Origin of the sequence: Amycolatopsis dendrobii, assembly GCF_014145675.1 — a bacterium.
In the GTDB taxonomy this organism is placed as follows: domain Bacteria; phylum Actinomycetota; class Actinomycetes; order Mycobacteriales; family Pseudonocardiaceae; genus Amycolatopsis; species Amycolatopsis dendrobii.
In genome coordinates, this window is record NZ_JACGZW010000002.1 from 638,817 (window position 1) to 654,942 (window position 16,126).

13 protein-coding genes are annotated in these 16,126 nt (G+C 68.7%); 7 read left to right on the plus strand and 6 right to left on the minus strand.

The annotated features are described in order from the left end of the window. Nucleotides 1–47: 47 nt before the first annotated feature. A complete protein-coding gene (locus H4281_RS07095; RefSeq protein ID WP_182890026.1) occupies nt 48–917 on the plus strand; it encodes a TIGR03620 family F420-dependent LLM class oxidoreductase in 870 nt (289 codons plus the stop codon). Nucleotides 918–1,378: 461 nt separating this feature from the next. Here the strand turns inward: H4281_RS07095 and H4281_RS07100 are convergent, their stop codons facing one another. Beyond that, nucleotides 1,379–2,803 (minus strand): bis-aminopropyl spermidine synthase family protein, encoded by a 1,425-nt coding sequence (locus H4281_RS07100; RefSeq protein ID WP_182890027.1) that lies wholly within the window; start codon nt 2,801–2,803, stop codon nt 1,379–1,381. A 97-nt stretch (nt 2,804–2,900) separates the two neighbouring features. On the opposite strand from H4281_RS07100, the gene H4281_RS07105 reads away from it, so the two are divergent. From H4281_RS07105 to H4281_RS07120, 4 genes are read left to right on the plus strand one after another with little or no spacing between them, the layout of a single operon-like run. Continuing rightward, a complete protein-coding gene (locus tag H4281_RS07105; protein WP_182890028.1) occupies nt 2,901–3,989 on the plus strand; it encodes an ABC transporter ATP-binding protein in 1,089 nt (362 codons plus the stop codon). Next, nucleotides 3,989–4,681, plus strand: coding sequence for an ABC transporter permease (locus H4281_RS07110; RefSeq protein WP_182890029.1), 693 nt, complete (start codon nt 3,989–3,991; stop codon nt 4,679–4,681). Before H4281_RS07105 ends, H4281_RS07110 begins: the two co-directional genes overlap by 1 nt. Continuing rightward, nucleotides 4,678–5,382 carry an ABC transporter permease gene (locus H4281_RS07115; RefSeq protein ID WP_182890030.1) on the plus strand — a complete coding sequence of 235 codons (705 nt, stop codon included), beginning with the start codon at nt 4,678–4,680 and terminating at the stop codon, nt 5,380–5,382. The genes H4281_RS07110 and H4281_RS07115 overlap by 4 nt, the downstream gene beginning before the upstream one ends. Continuing rightward, entirely contained in the window at nt 5,379–6,272 is an 894-nt protein-coding gene (locus tag H4281_RS07120) for an ABC transporter substrate-binding protein (RefSeq protein WP_182890031.1), read from the plus strand. Before H4281_RS07115 ends, H4281_RS07120 begins: the two co-directional genes overlap by 4 nt. A 48-nt stretch (nt 6,273–6,320) precedes the next feature. Here H4281_RS07120 and H4281_RS07125 read toward each other — a convergent pair whose 3' ends face one another. Next, the gene (locus tag H4281_RS07125) at nt 6,321–6,848 is read right to left on the minus strand and encodes a GNAT family N-acetyltransferase (protein WP_182890032.1); all 528 of its coding nucleotides are present in this window, start codon (nt 6,846–6,848) and stop codon (nt 6,321–6,323) included. A gap of 104 nt (nt 6,849–6,952) precedes the next feature. On the opposite strand from H4281_RS07125, the gene H4281_RS07130 reads away from it, so the two are divergent. Continuing rightward, nucleotides 6,953–7,270, plus strand: a complete 318-nt coding sequence (locus H4281_RS07130; RefSeq protein WP_220506776.1) for a WapI family immunity protein — start codon at nt 6,953–6,955, stop codon at nt 7,268–7,270. Between the two features lie 76 nt (nt 7,271–7,346). On the opposite strand, the gene H4281_RS07135 is transcribed toward H4281_RS07130, so the two are convergent. Both H4281_RS07135 and H4281_RS07140 read right to left on the minus strand, forming a co-directional pair. Further along, complete coding sequence (locus H4281_RS07135; protein ID WP_182890033.1) at nt 7,347–8,546, minus strand: MFS transporter; 1,200 nt, start codon at nt 8,544–8,546, stop codon at nt 7,347–7,349. Nucleotides 8,547–8,605: 59 nt separating this feature from the next. Next, a complete protein-coding gene (locus tag H4281_RS07140; RefSeq protein ID WP_312872074.1) occupies nt 8,606–9,844 on the minus strand; it encodes an FAD-dependent oxidoreductase in 1,239 nt (412 codons plus the stop codon). Nucleotides 9,845–9,995: 151 nt separating this feature from the next. Between H4281_RS07140 and H4281_RS07145 the strand changes: the two genes are divergently transcribed. Further along, complete coding sequence (locus H4281_RS07145; protein ID WP_182890034.1) at nt 9,996–10,454, plus strand: nitroreductase family deazaflavin-dependent oxidoreductase; 459 nt, start codon at nt 9,996–9,998, stop codon at nt 10,452–10,454. Nucleotides 10,455–10,567: 113 nt separating this feature from the next. On the opposite strand, the gene H4281_RS07150 is transcribed toward H4281_RS07145, so the two are convergent. Together H4281_RS07150 and H4281_RS07155 are read right to left on the minus strand one after the other, a co-directional pair. Continuing rightward, nucleotides 10,568–14,257, minus strand: a complete 3,690-nt coding sequence (locus H4281_RS07150) for a multifunctional oxoglutarate decarboxylase/oxoglutarate dehydrogenase thiamine pyrophosphate-binding subunit/dihydrolipoyllysine-residue succinyltransferase subunit (protein ID WP_182890035.1) — start codon at nt 14,255–14,257, stop codon at nt 10,568–10,570. 272 nt (nt 14,258–14,529) lie between these two features. Further along, nucleotides 14,530–16,044, minus strand: coding sequence for an FAD-dependent monooxygenase (locus H4281_RS07155; RefSeq protein WP_182890036.1), 1,515 nt, complete (start codon nt 16,042–16,044; stop codon nt 14,530–14,532). Nucleotides 16,045–16,126: the final 82 nt, after the last annotated feature.

The following is a 16,126-nucleotide window of genomic DNA, read 5'->3' on the forward strand; positions in this document are numbered from 1 at the left end:
TCTTTTTGGACTTGCTGGTCCATTTTTTGGTCGGCACGGTGGGTTTCATGAAGATCGGATTGCGCGGATACGGCGTGTGGCAGGTCGGGGCGTTGACGACTCCGGCGATGGCTGCCGAGATCGAGCAGCTGGGGTATTCGGGGTTGTGGCTCGGCGGTCCCGGGGTGGATCTGGCCGGGATTGACGAGTTGCTGGCGGCTACCGAGTCGTTGGTGGTGGGGTCGAGCATCGTCAATGTGTGGTCGGGGGATCCGGCGGTGCTGGCTCGCTCGTATCAGCGGGTGGCTTCGAGGTTCCCCGGGCGGTTTGTGCTCGGGATCGGGGCTGGGCATCGGGAGCAGTCTCAGGGGTATGAGCGGCCGATGGACGCGGTTCAGCGGTTCCTCGATGCGCTGGATGCCGGCGGGGTGCCGGTTTCTGGGCGAGTGCTGGCCGCGTTGGGGCCGAAGATGCTGGAACTGGCCGCGGAGCGGGCTGGCGGGGTGGTGCCGTATCTGGTTCCGCCTCGGCATACTCGGGTAGCTCGGGCGGCGTTGGGTGCTTCTGGTTTTGTCGCGCCGGAGCAGAAGGTTGTGGTGACCTCGGATGTGGTTCGGGGGCGTGAGGTGGCTCGGGGGCGGGTGGAGAATCCTTATTTGGGGTTGGTGAATTACACCAGCAATTTGCGGCGGCTGGGGTATACCGATGAGGATTTGGCTGGGTCTGATCGGTTGATCGACGATCTGGTGGCGGTGGGGGATGTTTCCGCGGTCGCTGCTCGGTTGGAGGAGCATCGGGCGGCTGGGGCGGATCATGTTGTGGTGCAGGTGATTACGGAGAAGTACCAGATGCATCCTGCGTTGCCGGGGGTGCGGTTGCAGGTTTATGACGATGAGGTGGTGAGGGTTTACCGGGAGTTGGCGGCGGGGGTGTTTTAGGTTTTCCGGGGGGTGGCTCGTCGCCTGGCGGCGACATTGCTGCGGTGGTGGCGTGGGGCACCCCGAAGGTTGATTGTGCTGACGGTTCGGGGGTGCTTGTCAAGGCGGGAAAGATGCCTTGACAAGCACCCCCGAACCGCAGAGCGGCTTTGTATCGGGGTGTGGGGGGAGGGGCTGGGTGCCTCGCTGGTTGGGTGCAGCGGCTGCGGTGTCGTAGGTGAGCGGGGCTCGCGCCCCAATGTGGCATTGGGTGCGTCTGACGCACCGAACGCCGCATTGGGTGCGTCGCATGCACCGAATGCCGCATTGGGGTGCATCTCAGTGGTGGTGGCGTGGGTGGGCCGTGAAGGGAATCCAAGTCCGTTGAGGGGCCCTCACGGACGGCGGCGGGTCGTGAGGCTCCCCTCACGACCAGTTGCCGGGTGCGGTGATCGAGCTGGCCGGCCAGCGGCGCGCGAGGGTCAGTCGGGGAGTAGTTCTGCCAGACGGTGTCGCGGGACGTCCACCAGGCGTAGGTCGGCCAGGTCTGCCGGGACGTTCAGCGCGGCGTTGGCTAGTCGGGCATGGGCGCGAGTCAGCAGTTCGGACGGATGGTCGACCAGGTCGGCGGCGACGATGGCGTGGCGGTTGTCGGGGGTGCTGCGGAGCAGGCGAAGGCGGTACTTGTCGGCGACCAGAGCGGTGAGCGAGGCCTGTGCGGCGGCGTCCGCTAGGTCGGGGTGGTTGTTCGGCAGCAGCAGCGCCAGGCGGCGGGCGTTCGTGCCCAGCAGGGTGCGCAGGAGCCAGGGGCCGGGATCGGCGGTGAGGTCCATCGCGACGGCGTCGCCTTCGGGGCCGGACGTGGCCCAGCCGACCGGGCGGGTTTCCAGGGCCAGGCCGCCTTCGGAGGCGATTTCCCGGGCGGCGGCCAAGAGGCCTGGTTTCGTTCCGGCTGATTCGACTGATTGCGGGCCGTGCGTGTAGATGGCGGAGCTTCCCTTGCGGGCGAACGATTTCTTCGCCTTCGCGGTGGGTTGGCAGACATACAGGTCCGCCGCGCTGCCGATTGCTTGGGCACCGGTGTAGCGGTTGAAGTCCGGGAGGATCGCTTCGTAGGTCAGGCCCAGGGTGGCCAGCGAGCGCTGCACTTGTGCGCCTAGGGCGGGGTGGCGCGGGCTGTAGCCGTAGGCCAGGAGGATCCGGCCTTCGGTGGGTTCGCGCAACGCTTGCACCGCGCGGGCGGCGAAGAGGCCCATGCCTTCCGGCGTGTAGGGCGGGTCGCTGAAGACCAGGTCGGCTTTGCCGGTCAGGGCCGGGGGCAGGCCGACGCGCAGGTCGGCGTGTGCGGTGAAGATGGTGCGTTCGCCGGTGGTGTCCAGGTAGGACAGGACGCGTTCGTCCAGGTCCACTACGGACAGTTCGGCTTCCGGGCACACCGCGCGCACGGCCAGCGATGTCAGGTCGTGGTCGCCGAGGAAGAGCACCTTGCTGCGGCGGAGGTCGTAGCGCGAGTTCAGCCACAACGCGCGGCGCAGCACGGTCTCCGGGGTCGCTTGCACGTGGTCCAGTGCGGCGAGCGGGGGCGGGACGGCGGCGATGCGTTCGGCCAGCATGGTGAGCAGGGCCGGTTGGGCGGCGACTGCCGCGTCGAGCGGGTCGGGCAGGGGCGGCAAGGAGTACGACGCGTAGGTGTCGCGTGCGTGAGGTGCGATGCGGACGCCGGCGGCGGAGCGTTCCAGGTCCGGTTCCAGGGCCGCGAGAAGGTCTTCGACGCTTCGGCGTGGGGCGGCGGTGAGCCGCACTAGGTCGGCCAACTCGTACGAGCCGCTGCGCAGCAGGGTGAGCACTTCGTAGAGCGGGCGGACGGCGGCGCCGTGTGCGGCGAGGACGTCGTCTAGGGCGGTCACGGGGTCCGAGGGTAGTCGGCCACGCTGCGGGACAGGCTGCCAAGGGCGCGCGAGTGGGCTACCGTCGGACTCTGCACCAGCACGTGGGGAGAAGTCTGTGACCATCGAATTCCGAGACGTCGTCAAGCGCTATCCGGACGGCACGGTCGCGGTCGACGGCCTCTCGCTCACCGTGGAAGACGGCACGATCACGGTGTTCGTCGGTCCGTCCGGATGCGGCAAGACGACCTCGCTGCGGATGATCAACCGCATGGTCGAGCCTACCTCCGGCGCGGTGCTGCTTGACGGCAAGGACGTCAGCGAAGGCGACCCGGCGGTGCTGCGCCGCGGCATCGGCTATGTGATCCAGCACGCCGGGCTCTTTCCACACCGGACAGTGCTCGACAACATCGCGACCGTGCCGCTGCTGTCCGGATGGGACAAACGGAAGGCACGCGCCCGGGCGGCCGAGCTGCTCGAGACGGTCGGCCTGCCGACAGAACTCGGGAAGCGTTATCCGGCACAGCTGTCCGGCGGGCAGCAGCAGCGCGTCGGCGTGGCTCGCGCGCTCGCCGCGGATTCGCCGGTGCTGCTGATGGACGAGCCGTTCTCCGCGGTCGACCCGGTTGTCCGGGAAGGACTGCAGGACGAGTTGCTGCGGCTGCAATCCCAGCTGGGCAAGACAATCGTGTTCGTCACGCACGACATCGACGAGGCGGTGCGGCTCGGGGACAAGGTCGCGGTGATGCGTGTCGGCGGGAAGCTCGCGCAGTACGGGACGCCGGCCGAGGTGCTGCGGCATCCGGTGGACGACTTCGTCGCGTCGTTCGTCGGCCGGGACCGGGGGTATCGCGGGCTTTCGTTCCTGCCGGCGAGCGGCGTTGAGGTTTCGCCGGCTCGCACCGTTGACCTTGGCAGCAAGATCGACGGTCCGTCGGACGGCTGGCTGCTCGCGGTGAACGACGAGAAGCAGCCGCGGGGCTGGCTGCCACCAGGCTCCACAGTGGACGGCCCATTGGCGGAAACCGACCTCGTCGCAGGCGGATCGCTGTACGTGCAGGGCACGCCGATCCGCGGGGCGCTCGACGCGGCGCTCTCGTCGCCGGCCAGTCTCGGCGTCGTGGTGGACGACGAGAACCGCGTGCTCGGGACGGTGCTCGCGCACCAGGTTCTGGATGTAATCGAGGCTTCCCCGCAGGCGTCCTGATGGGCGACTTCTTCGGCGAACTCGGCCGGTACCTGTCGAGTTCCAACAATCGCGGCGAAATCCTCGCCAACCTGCTCGAGAACATCTATCTCGCGCTGGTGCCGCTGGTCGCGGGCATCGTGCTGGCGATCCTGCTCGGCTGGCTCGCGCATCGCTGGCGGCCCGCGCGCAGTGTGCTGCTGGTCGTGGGGAATCTGCTGTACACGATTCCGTCGCTGGCGCTTTTCGTGGTGATTCCCGGCATTATCGGCACGAAGATCCTCGACAGTGTCAACGTGATCGTCGCGCTGACTGTCTACACCACCGCGCTGCTGGTGCGTCCGGTGCTCGACGCGCTGGAAGCCGTGCCGCCGCACATCGTCGCGGCGGCCACGGCGATCGGATATCGCGGGCCGCGCCGGTTCTTCAGCGTCGAACTGCCGCTCGCGGTACCGGTGCTCGCGGCAGGGGTCCGGGTGGCGTCGGTGAGCAACATCAGCCTGGTCAGCGTCGGTGCGCTGATCGGGACCGGCGCGCTCGGCGTGCTGTTCACCGACGGATTCCAGCGGGAATACTTCTCGCCGATCGTGGTCGGGATCGTGCTGACGATGCTGCTCGCGTTGATCGTCGACCTGCTGCTGGTGTTGCTGCGCAATCTGCTGACGCCTTGGGAGAGAGCGGGTCGCGCGCCTGCCGCGGAGGTGGCGGGATGATCGGCGACGTCTTCACCTGGTTCACCACCGCCGCGAACTGGCAGGGCCCGGGCGGCATCCTCGCCCGGCTGGCCCAGCACGTCGGCTACGTCGCTCTTGCCCTCGTCATCGCGCTGGTGATCGCGATCCCGATTGGACTGTTCGTCGGCCACACCGGCCGCGGCGGTGTTGTCCTGGTCGGCGTCGGCAACGCGATCCGCGCACTGCCGACGCTCGGGCTTGTCACGTTCCTGTTCCTGCTCTTCACCGAAAGCACCACGGCGACCATCATCGGCCTGGTCGTGCTGGCGATCCCGCCGGTGCTGGCGGGCACGTACGCCGGTCTGCAAGCGGCCGAGCACGATGTCGTCGACGCCGCGCAAGGCATCGGGATGACCGGCTGGCAACGGCTGTGGCAAGTCGAGGTGCCGATCGCGTTTCCGTTGGTGCTGGGCGGTATCCGCAACGCCGTCCTGCAGTTGATCGCGACCGCCGCGGTAGCCGCCTATGTCGGCCTCGGCGGCCTCGGCCGGTTCCTGCTCGACGGACTGGCCATTTTGGACTACACCGAGGTCGTCGCGGGCGCGATTCTCACCGCGTTGCTGGCGATCGTGGTCGACCTGCTGCTCGCCGCCGCGCAGCGAGCCTTGGTGCCCAAGGGAGTCCGGCTGGCCGCGCAGGCAGCGTCCGGCCGGACAGCGGCCGCGGGAGGAGCAGCGTGAAACGGTGGGGGATCCTGGTGGCCGGACTGGCGCTGCTGGCGTCGGCATGCGGAAACCCGCTGTCCGGCGGCGGTGAGGGCGGCAGTGCCGGCGGGATCATCATTGGTGCGTCGGACGTCGGGGAAAGTTCTTTGCTGGCCCAGATTTATGCCGGGGCTTTGCGGAATGTCGGCGCGCACAAGGTGACGGTGCGGCCGCCGGTCGGCAGCCGCGAGGTCGTGGTCAAGGCGTTGCAGGACAAGTCTTTGTCGGTGGTGCCGGACTACTCCGGGAACTTGCTGCGGTACTTCGACAAGAATACCGCGGCGACTACTTCGGCAGATGTTTACGCTCAGCTCAAGCAGAAAATCCCGGCGGGCTTCACCGTTCTCGACCAGTCGCCCGCGCAGGACAAAGATTTGCTCGTAGTGGGCAAGGAGCTCGCCGCCACCGGGGTGAAGACGTTCTCCGACCTCGGACCGCGCTGCAAAGACCTGGTGATGGGCGGGCCGGGGCAGTGGAGCAGCCGGTGGAAGGACCGGATCAAGCAGTTGTACGGGTGCGAATTCAAGGAAATCCGCACGACGGACACTGGCGGACCGGTGACGGTGGCGGCCTTGAAGTCCGGTGATGTGCAGGTGGCGGACCTGTTCAGCACGTCGGCGACGATCGCGTCCAATGGCTTTGTGCCACTGGAGGACGACAAGCACATGTTCCCGGCGCAGAACATCGTGCCGCTCGTGTCGCGAGGGACGTTGAATGACGCCGAGACGGCTGCGTTGAACCGGGTTTCGGCGGCGTTGACTACGGAGCAGTTGACTGAGTTGAACGTGCAGTACACGGACGAGAAGCGGAATGCCAAGGATATCGCTGAGGAGTTCTTGCAGCGGAACGGGTTGGCGGCCTCGTGAGTGGCAATCCCGGTTCTAACCGGGATTGCCACTCACGAGGGCTACCGCTCAGAGCCGGTCAAAGGCCGCCGCGTAGCGGAACGCTCCGCGGTTCCCCGGGTGGTACGCCGCCAGCGGGAGGGCCTGGAAGTGCGGTGCCCATTCCGGCACCGGAGGCGTGACGCCGAGCTTCTCGGCCAGGACGAATCCGAAGCGGGAGTAATAACCCGGGTCGCCCAGGAGCACGATCAGGCCGTAGCCGAGGGCGTTGGCGGCGCCGATCGTCGCGTGGACCAAAGCCGATCCGGTGCCGCCGCGGTGGTGGTCTGGGAGAACGCCTAACGGGCCGAAGCCGATGGCGGAGTCTGGGTCGTCGTCGAGGCGGCCTGGGCTGGAGCAGGCGTGGCCGATGACCTCTCCGTCGCGGAGGGCGACAAGGGACAGCGCGGGGAGCAGATCGCCGTCGGCGGTGAGTTCGGTGACTAGTTTCGCTTCCGGCATTTCGCCGGTGACGTCGGGGTTGTGGACGCGGAACGCGGCGGTGTGCACGGCGTGGATGGCGGGTGCGTCGTCGGCGGTCGACTGGCGGATCTGCATGCGCCCAGTTTCCCTGAGCGGCGGTTTGTGCGGAAATTGATTTCGGCGGACCGCGTCAGAGAGGAACCAGGGGGAGCGATGAGCGAGTCGGTGGCGATCGGCTGGTGATCCGCGTGCGGGGGCGGATGCCCGCGGGGGCGGCCGACTTCTGGGACGGCAACTGGCTTTTCAGTCCGGTTGACCTGGTGGCCGGCGGGTTCAGCGCTCGGGTGCCCGCTGGGTTGCGGGCCGAGGAGTTGCGGAGCTTCCGGGAGCAACTGGCGAAGGCGTACGCCGGCTTCGGTGGCCTCGCCCGGCTGACGTCGATGGAGGAGCGGCTCGATCTGACGGCCACCGTGGCCAAATCCGGAAGGGATGAGGTCGAGGGAGCGGCGATCGACGGGCGGGGGGAACAGGCTGTCGTTTCGGATCGGCGAGCTTGATCAGTCTGAGCTGCCGCAGGTCCTCGATGGGCTCGCTTCGATCGAGGCGGAGTTTCCGGGGGTTGGCGAGCGTTGATCAGGCCGCAGCTGCCTCCGGAGCAACCCGGGCCGGGCGGTCGTCGCGCATGAAGAGGAGCACCGCGGCTCCCACGAGCGGTCCGGCGGCCAGGGTGAGGAACGCGGAGTAGAACGAACCGGTCGCGTGGAAGACCGGGCCTACGACGGCGGGCACGATGACGCTGCCCAGTTGCCAGAAGGCGTTCACCGCACCGGCGGCGGAACCGGCTAGGCGGGCACCGGTCAGGGCGGGGATCATGGCGGCGGTCAGCGGGCTGTAGGCGTAGGCGCCGATGCCGAGAATCGGGGCTACCACTAGGAAAGCGGGGTAGCTGCTCAGGGAGCCGAAGACCAGGAGAGCGCCGCCGAAGAGGATGAGGACGGCGATGATCGGGATTCGCCTGCCTAGGCCGACTTTGTCGGTGAGCCAGCCGATCAGCGGTTTGATCACTACCGCTGTGCCGGAGAAGATGACCAGGACCACGCCGGCCCGCACGGGGTCGATGTGTTCGCCGCGGATCATCAGGGTGTTGGACCACGTGACGAAACCGTAGGTGCCCCACAGACCGCCGAAACCGGCTAAGCCCAGCAACAACAGGTCGCGGTTGCGGAAGAGGGGGCGCGGGTTCGGCAAGACGCGGCGGGGGGAAGCGGACACAGCGCCGTTGCGGATGAAGGCCAGGCACAGCAGGCCGAGTACGACGGTGACTCCGCCGAAGAGGTGGTACGACACTGGCCAGCCGCTGTTTTTCACTAGCGTGGGCACGACGGCGTTGGCCACGACGGTGCCCAGCGACGTCGCGGTCATGAAGATGCCGCTCGCGAGGCCGTGCTCCTCCGGGCGGAACCAGGTGGTGATCAGCTTCAGCCCGGCGGAGAAATCGACTCCGGCGAAGAGGCCCAGCAGGGCTTGCAGCACGAGGCCCCAGGCGATGGACGTGGTCGAGCCGAAGAGGATCATCAGCACGCCCGCGACAAAGGAGCTGACGCCGAGGATCGCGCGACTGCCCAGCCAGTCGGAGAGGAAGCCGCCGGCGGTGTTGGAGACGACGTAGCCGATGTAGTAGCAGGTGGCGAAGATCCCGAGCGCGGCCAGCGGGACGCCGAGCGAATCGCTGACCGCCGACGACGCCGGGCCCCAGGTCGACCGGTCTACCGAGGTCATCGTGAACACTGCCCAGCAGAGCAGCAGGACGACCCAGCGATAGCGGCTCGGCATGGGGGCTCCTTCGACCTGGCGGATGATCAGGGAAGGTTCCCGTTACCGGCGGCAGCGGGTCAAGCCAAGGCATCCTGACGGTGCAACTCGGCCCGGATCGCGCGGACGTCGTGGGCTCGGCCGCCGACGTACTGTGCGGCGGCGACCCCGGCGGCGTGGCCGGTGGCGAAGGCGGTGCCCATGACGCGGACGGAGGCGTACGCGTCGTCGTCGGAGCTGGTCAGGCGGCCGGCTGCCCAGAGGTTCGCGGTGTCGGCGGAGCAGATCGCGCCGTAGGGGAGGTCGTACCAGCCGCGCTCGGCGATCGGTTCGTAGCGGGTGATGCCCGGGCCCGCGTGGTCTTCGATCGGCCAGCCGCAGCGGCCGATGGACGCGTCGGGGCGTTTGCGGGCGGTCAGGACGTCGCGGCCGGTGAGCTGTTCGCGGCCTACCAGGTGACGGCCTTCGCGGATGCCCAGCTGGGGGCCGGTTTCTTCGAGGCGCGCCGACGACCAGCCGGAGAGGTGTTTGCGCAGTGCGTCCAGGTATCGCCACGCCTGGCGTCGCGCGTTGGCCTCGTCGCGGCTCAGCGAGGCGGCGTCCAGTACGTCGGTCTGTTCGTCTACCAGCAGCGCGATTACGTTGCGGGTCAACGGAAGGTGCACGGCGATGCCGTAATCGCGGGACAGCTGGATGCCGGTTTCCCGTTGGTACGCGGCGACGGCGGCGCGCAGACCCTCGCGCGAAAGGTCGGCATCCTCGGGGACGCCGGAGAATCGGCAGACGAGCGTGCTGGTTTGCCGCTCGTGCAACGGGGCGACGCGGACGGCGGCTCCAGCGGCGGCGAGGAGTGCGCCGTCGCCGCTGGCGTCGATGAACGCACCGGCGGTGACCCGTTCCAGGCCGCCGCGGTGGTGCAGTTCGACTTCGGTGACGACGCCGTGCGTCCGCCGCGCTCCGATGAGTTTGGTGTGCAGGAGGACGTCCACGCCGGCGTCGGCGGCCAGTTCGTCGTACACCAGCTTGGTGGTTTCCAGGTCGAGCAAGACGATCTTGTTGCCGGTCCATCCCATCGTCTTCTCTTCGTAGGCGCCGCGGTGGCGCAGCCGCTGCAGCACCTCCTCGCCGACGCCCGCGACGACCTGCTGCCCGGTCTGGTCGAAGAAACCGCAGAGGGTCAGCACGGAACTGATCGTCGCCGCGCCGCCAAGGTACGGGTACTGCTCGACCAGCAGCACCCGCGCCCCGGTCCGCGCCGCCCCGGCCGCGGAGGCGATACCCCCAGCACCGCCTCCGACTACGACGACGTCGTAGTGCACTTCCAGCCCTCCTCGGGTGTTTGGCACCCAGTGAACTGGGTCCGGCCGGGACGTCGCCACTGCCTTTCCGGCACCCCGGGCATACCCGGAAGGTATATCTATGGATTCCAGAAAGTATGAAACTCATACAAGTTGGCGTACGCTCGAGGCCATGGACACCAAGGCAGCCGGATACCGGCGCAAGGTCAACACGATCAACCGGGTCATCACCGCCCTGCAGCGTGCGGGGCTGGCGTTCGGGCCGATGGAACTGCTCACCGTCCCCGGACGGCGCAGCGGCGAGCCGAGGACGTTTCCGTTGGCAGTATTGAAAGTCCAGGGCGGCGAGTACCTCATCCAGGCGTTCCCGAAGGCGGCCTGGGTGGCGAACATCCGCGCGGCGAAGGAGGGCACGCTGTCGCGGGGACGGCGGTCGCGACGGGTGCGGTTCGTGGAACTGCCGGTCGCGGAACGGGGGCCGGTGTTGCGAGAGGTGGTCGCGAGCGGGCCGCCGAGCGTGGGGCGGCGTTACGTGACGACGGGGCTGGCGGAGTCGCCGACGCCGGACGGGGTGGCGGCGGCCGCGGCCGCGGGGAGGATCGCGGTGTTCCGGGTGGAGGCCGCGGGGTAGCGGTCGTGAGTGGCTATGCCGGTTCTAACCGGCATAGCCACTCACGACCCCCACAACGGCGAAGGCCGCCGCGGAACGAATCCCGCGGCGGCCTCCACGCAAAACGAGCCGAATCAGTCGAACGCCTTGGCGATCAGCGCCTTCTGCTCGACGTCGTGCACCTTCGACGAACCGGCCGACGGGGCGGCCATCGGGCGGCGCGCCACCACGTCGAGGCCGGTGAAGAACTCCGGGAACTTCCGGGGCAGGTTGAGGCCGAAGAACGGCCACGCGCCCTGGTTTTCCGGCTCCTCCTGGACCCACGCGATCTGGCTGGCGTTCGAGTAGCGCTCCACCGCGGCCAGCAGCTTCTTCTTCGGCAGCGGGTAGTACTGCTCGATCCGCACGATCGCGACGTCGTCCGCGCCGCGCTTCTCGCGTTCGGCCACCAGCTCCCAGTAGAGCTTGCCCGAGGTCAGCAGCACCTTGCGGACCTTCGCCGGGTCCTGGGTGGCGTCGTCGATCACCGACATGAAGCGGCTCTGGCCGGTGAAGTCCTCGACCGTCGACGTCGCCGCCTTGTTGCGCAGCATCGACTTCGGGGTGAAGACGATCAGCGGACGCTGGATGCCGTCGAGGGCGTGGCGGCGCAGCAGGTGGAAGTAGTTCGCCGGGGTGGACGGCACCGCGACGGTCATCGACGCTTCCGCGCACAGCGACAGGAACCGCTCGATCCGGCCGGACGTGTGGTCCGGGCCCTGGCCCTCGTGGCCGTGCGGCAGCAGCAGCACGACGTCCGAGCGCTGGCCCCACTTGGCCTCGCCGGAGGAGATGTACTCGTCGATCACGGTCTGCGCGCCGTTGACGAAGTCGCCGAACTGCGCTTCCCACATCACCAGCGCCTCGGAGTTCGCCACCGAGTAGCCGTACTCGAAGCCGACGGCCGCGTACTCCGACAGCGCCGAGTCGTAGATCATCACGCGGCCCTGGCCGTCGGCCAGGTGCTGCAGCGGCGAGTACTCCTGGCCGTTCTTGCGGTCGATGAACACCGAGTGCCGCTGGGTGAAGGTGCCGCGCCGGGAGTCCTGGCCGGACAGCCGCACGAGGCGGCCTTCCAGCGCCAGCGACCCGAAGGCCAGCAGTTCGCCGAACGCCCAGTCGACGCCGCCCTCGCGCGACATCTTGTGGCGGCGCTCCATGACCGGCTTGACCCGCGGGTGCGGGGTGAAGCCCTCGGGCAGGTTGACGAACGCGTCGCCGATCTTCTCGACGACCTCGCGCGACACGGCGGTGGTGACCTTCGCCGGGATCTGCTGCTCGCCCTCGACCGAGGGGCTCGCCTTCGCCGGGTGCTTCTCCAGTTCGCGCACCTCGTTGAAGACGTGCTCGAGCTGGCTGGAGAAGTCGCGCAGCGCGGCCTCGGCCTCTTCGACCGAGATGTCGCCCCGGCCGATCAGCGATTCGGTGTAGATCTTCCGGACCGAACGCTTCGTGTCGATGATGTCGTACATCGCCGGCTGCGTCATCGAGGGGTCGTCGCCCTCGTTGTGGCCGCGGCGGCGGTAGCAGATCAGGTCGATCACGACGTCCTTGTGGAACGCCTGGCGGTAGTCGACCGCCAGCTTCGCGACCCAGTGCGCGGCCTCGGGGTCGTCGCCGTTCACGTGGAAGACCGGCGCGCCGATCATCTTCGCGACGTCCGTGGCGTACTGGCTGGACCGCGAGTGCTCCGGCGCGGTGGTGAAGCCGACCTGGTTGTTGACGACCACGTGCACGGTGCCGCCGGTGCGGTAGCCGCGCAGCAGCGCCAGGTTCAGGGTCTCGGCCACGACGCCCTGGCCGGCGAAGGCCGCGTCGCCGTGCATCAGGACCGGCAGCACGGTGTAGCCCTCGCCGCCCTTGTCGAGGACGTCCTGCTTGGCGCGGACGATGCCCTCGAGCACCGGGTCGACGGTCTCCAGGTGCGACGGGTTGGACGCCAGCGACACCCGGGTCTCCCCGTCGCCGAACATCCGGAAGTACTTGCCCTCGGCTCCGAGGTGGTACTTCACGTCGCCGGAGCCGTGCGCCTGGCCCGGGTCGAGGTTGCCCTCGAACTCCTGGAAGATCTGGCTGATCGGCTTGCCGACGATGTTCGCCAGCACGTTCAGCCGGCCGCGGTGCGGCATGCCGATGACGACCTCGTCCAGTTCCGCCTCGGCGGCCTTGTCGAGCACCGTGTCCAGCAGCGGGACCAGGGTCTCGCCGCCTTCCAGGGAGAACCGCCGCTGGCCGACGTACTTGGTCTGCAGGAAGGTCTCGAACGCCTCGGCGGCGTTGAGCTTCGACAGGATGTACTTCTGCGCGGACGGCTCCGGCTTGGTGTGCCGGACCTCGACGCGCTCCTGGATCCAGCGCCGCTCCTCGGGGTCGAGGATGTGCGTGTACTCGATGCCGACCGTGCGGCAGTACGAGTCGCGCAGCACGCCGAGGATGTCGCGCAGCTTCATCCGCTCGCGGCTGGAGAAGTCGCCGACGGCGAACTCGCGGTCCAGGTCCCACAGGGTCAGGCCGTGGCTGAGCACGTCAAGGTCGTGGTGGCTGCGCTGGCGGTAGTTCAGCGGGTCGGTGTCGGCCATCAGGTGGCCGCGCATCCGGAACGCCTCGATCAGTTCCATGACGCGCGCGGTCTTGTCGACCGGGCCGTCCGGGATGTCGGCGACCCAGCGGATCGGCTCGTACGGCAGCCGCAGGCTGGTGAAGACGTCGTCGTAGAAGCCGTCCTCGCCGAGCAGCAGTTCGTGAATGCGCTTCAGGAACTCGCCGGACTCCGCGCCCTGGATGATGCGGTGGTCATAGGTCGAGGTCAGCGTCATGATCTTGCTGACCGCGAGGTCGACCAGGGTCTTCTCGCTGGTGCCCTCGAACGACGCCGGGTACTGCATCGCGCCGACGCCGATGATCGCGCCCTGGCCCGCCTGCAGCCGCGGCACCGAGTGGTTCGTGCCGATGCCGCCCGGGTTGGTGAGCGAGATGGTGGTGCCCGCGAAGTCGTCCGCGGTGAGCTTGTTCGTGCGGGCCTTCTTGACGATCTCCTCGTAGGCCTGCCAGAACTGCATGAAGGTCATGTTCTCGGTGGCCTTGATGGAGGCCACGACGAGCGTGCGGGAGTCGTCCTTGCCCTTCATGTCGATGGCAAGCCCGAAGTTGACGTGCTCCGGCGTGATCGCGAACGGCTTCCCGTCGATCAGCTGGTAGTGCCGGTTCATGTTCGGGAAGTCCTTCAGCGCCCGCACCATGGCGTAGCCGATGAGGTGCGTGAAGGAGATCTTGCCGCCGCGGGTGCGCTTGAGGTGGTTGTTGATGACGATGCGGTTGTCCGCCATCAGCTTCGCCGGGACCGCGCGCACGCTGGTCGCGGTGGGCACGGAAAGCGAGGCGTCCATGTTCTTGGCGATCGCCGCCGCGGCGCCGCGCAGTTGCTTGGACTCCGGCTCGGCGTCCTTCGCCGGAGCGGACTTGGCGGGCGCGGAAGCCGCGGCCTTCGCGGCCGGGGCGGGCTTGGCCGGAGCCTTGGCCGCCGGGGCCGGAGCGGCCTTGGCGGCCGGTGCTGCCGGGGCCTTCGCGGCGGGGGCGGCGGGCTTGGCGGCGGGAGCGGACGCGGCGGCCTTGGCTTCCCCGTTCCCTTCCTGCGTACCGTTGCCGCCCGGAGTGGGCTTGTAGTCGGCGAAGAAATCGTGCCAGGCGGCGTCTACCGACTGGGGGTCCGCGAGAAACCGCTCGTACATTTCTTCGACGAGCCACTCATTGGCACCGAACTGCGATGCGGGACTGCTGCTGGCCACGGCTGGCTCTCGCCTCTATCCATTCTCGATCCGATATCACAAGCATCTGCTGACCGCCAGGCTAGTCCCCTGCCGGTGGCCCGAAACACGCCACCTGGACGCTCGTGAGACAGGTCATTGTCTGGATCGGTTGAGAGGCCCAGCCTGACAGACAGCAGGGACCACCGTACGCGTCGCAAGGGCCGAATGCCGTCACCTCGGCCGGTTTGGGGTGACCTCGGCCACAACACGGCCACAACACGGCCGCAGCTTGCGCCGCGGCGCGGCCGGGGTCAGCTCGCCGCGGCGGGCAGCGAGCGCACCGGTGCTGGTCCGAACCACGCGCGCAGGGCTTCGCGCAGATCGGCGGGATCGGTGTCCGGGCTTTCGGCGAGCCAGGCGACGTGCCCGTCCGGGCGGAGCAGGAACGCGGCGGGGACCTCGCTGGTGCACGGGGTGCCGGAGACGAGGTCGAGCCGGTCGAGCCACGGCGCGGCGGTGCGGGCGACGGCGGGGCCGTCGGTGAGGTCGACGAGCACGCCGCGGCCGGAGTGCAGCAGCTTCATCGTGGTCGTCGCGGCGCCGTCGACGACGATCGACCACTCCGGAACGCGGGTCCCGGCCAGCGGGTGGTCCGAGGCGGGGAAGGTCGGGTAGCGCACGTCGAGCGCGGTGATCATCTCCGCGAGGTAGCGGTTGACCTCGTCGAACTCCATGAGCGTCCCGAACAGCTCGCGCAGCGGGCCGATCTCCGGGCGCGGGTCCATCAGCGCGAGCTGGGCCTGGGTGTTGAAGCAGACGCGCGCGCCGACCGGGTGGCGTTCGTCGTGGTAGGTGTCGAGCAGGGCGTCCGGGCTGCCGTTGACGACCGCGGCGAGCTTCCAGCCGAGGTTCACCACGTCCTGGATGCCGGTGTTGAGGCCCTGTCCGCCCGCCGGGAAGTGCACGTGCGCGGCGTCGCCGGCGAGCATGACGCGGCCCTTGCGGTACTGCGCGGCCTGCCGGGTCGCGTCGCCGAAGCGCGACAGCCACACCGGGTCGCGCATCTGGAGTTCCTGGTCGGTGACCCGTTTGACCGAGGCGGCGAGTTCTTCCAGTTCGACCGGGTCGTCGCGGTGCGCGGTGGGCGGCCGGAACTCGACCGACACGACGCGGTAGAGGTCGCCGCCGAGCGGGACGGTGCCGAACACGCCGCCCTTGCAGCGGGCGAGGTGCGGGCCGTCGGGCACCTGGTCGAGGTGGACGTCGGCGAGCATCGCGTCGATGTTGGACGCGGTGCCGGGGAAATCGATGCCCGCCAGTTTGCGGACCAGGCTGCTGCCGCCGTCGCAGCCGACGAGGTAGCGCGAGCGGATGCGGTACTCGCCGTCCGGGCCGGTCACGGTGGCGACCACCGCGTCGGGCCCGTTCTCCAGTTCGGTGAGCCGGTGCCCGCGGCGGATCTCGACGTCCAGTTCCCGCGCGCGCTCTTCGAGGATCGCCTCGGTGCGCGACTGCGGGACCATCAGCGCGTAGGTGTGGCGCCCGTTGAGTTTGCTGAGGTCGAGCAGCCGCATGCCGGCGAAGTGCCCCTTCGGCCACACCGGCGCGCCCTCGCTGAAGCGGGGCAGCAGACCGCGCTGGTCGAGCACCTCGACGGTGCGCGAGTGCAGGCCGAGCGCGCGGGACTGCCCGCTCGGCTCGGCGAGCCGCTCGAGCACGAGCACCCGGCCGGGCCGCAGCCCGAGTTCGCTCGCGAGCATCAGCCCGACCGGGCCGCCGCCCACGATCACCACGTCGTACTCGACATCCATCCCGGTGCTCCCCATGTGTCCATGCCTGTTGTCGGTCTGTTCTCGGCACGGTCAAGCCTGTAGCACCGTGCTGGTCCGCGGCTATACGCGCTGTGCT

What these genes read in the sequence shown, in the direction of transcription:
- H4281_RS07095 (WP_182890026.1), top strand. Translation starts at nt 48, where the DNA reads ATGAAGATCGGATTGCGCGGATACGGCGTGTGGCAGGTCGGGGCGTTG.
- H4281_RS07110 (WP_182890029.1), top strand. Translation starts at nt 3,989, where the DNA reads ATGGGCGACTTCTTCGGCGAACTCGGCCGGTACCTGTCGAGTTCCAAC.
- H4281_RS07115 (WP_182890030.1), top strand. Translation starts at nt 4,678, where the DNA reads ATGATCGGCGACGTCTTCACCTGGTTCACCACCGCCGCGAACTGGCAG.
- H4281_RS07125 (WP_182890032.1), bottom strand. Translation starts at nt 6,848, where the DNA reads ATGCAGATCCGCCAGTCGACCGCCGACGACGCACCCGCCATCCACGCC.
- H4281_RS07135 (WP_182890033.1), bottom strand. Translation starts at nt 8,546, where the DNA reads ATGCCGAGCCGCTATCGCTGGGTCGTCCTGCTGCTCTGCTGGGCAGTG.
- H4281_RS07145 (WP_182890034.1), top strand. Translation starts at nt 9,996, where the DNA reads ATGGACACCAAGGCAGCCGGATACCGGCGCAAGGTCAACACGATCAAC.
- H4281_RS07155 (WP_182890036.1), bottom strand. Translation starts at nt 16,044, where the DNA reads ATGGGGAGCACCGGGATGGATGTCGAGTACGACGTGGTGATCGTGGGC.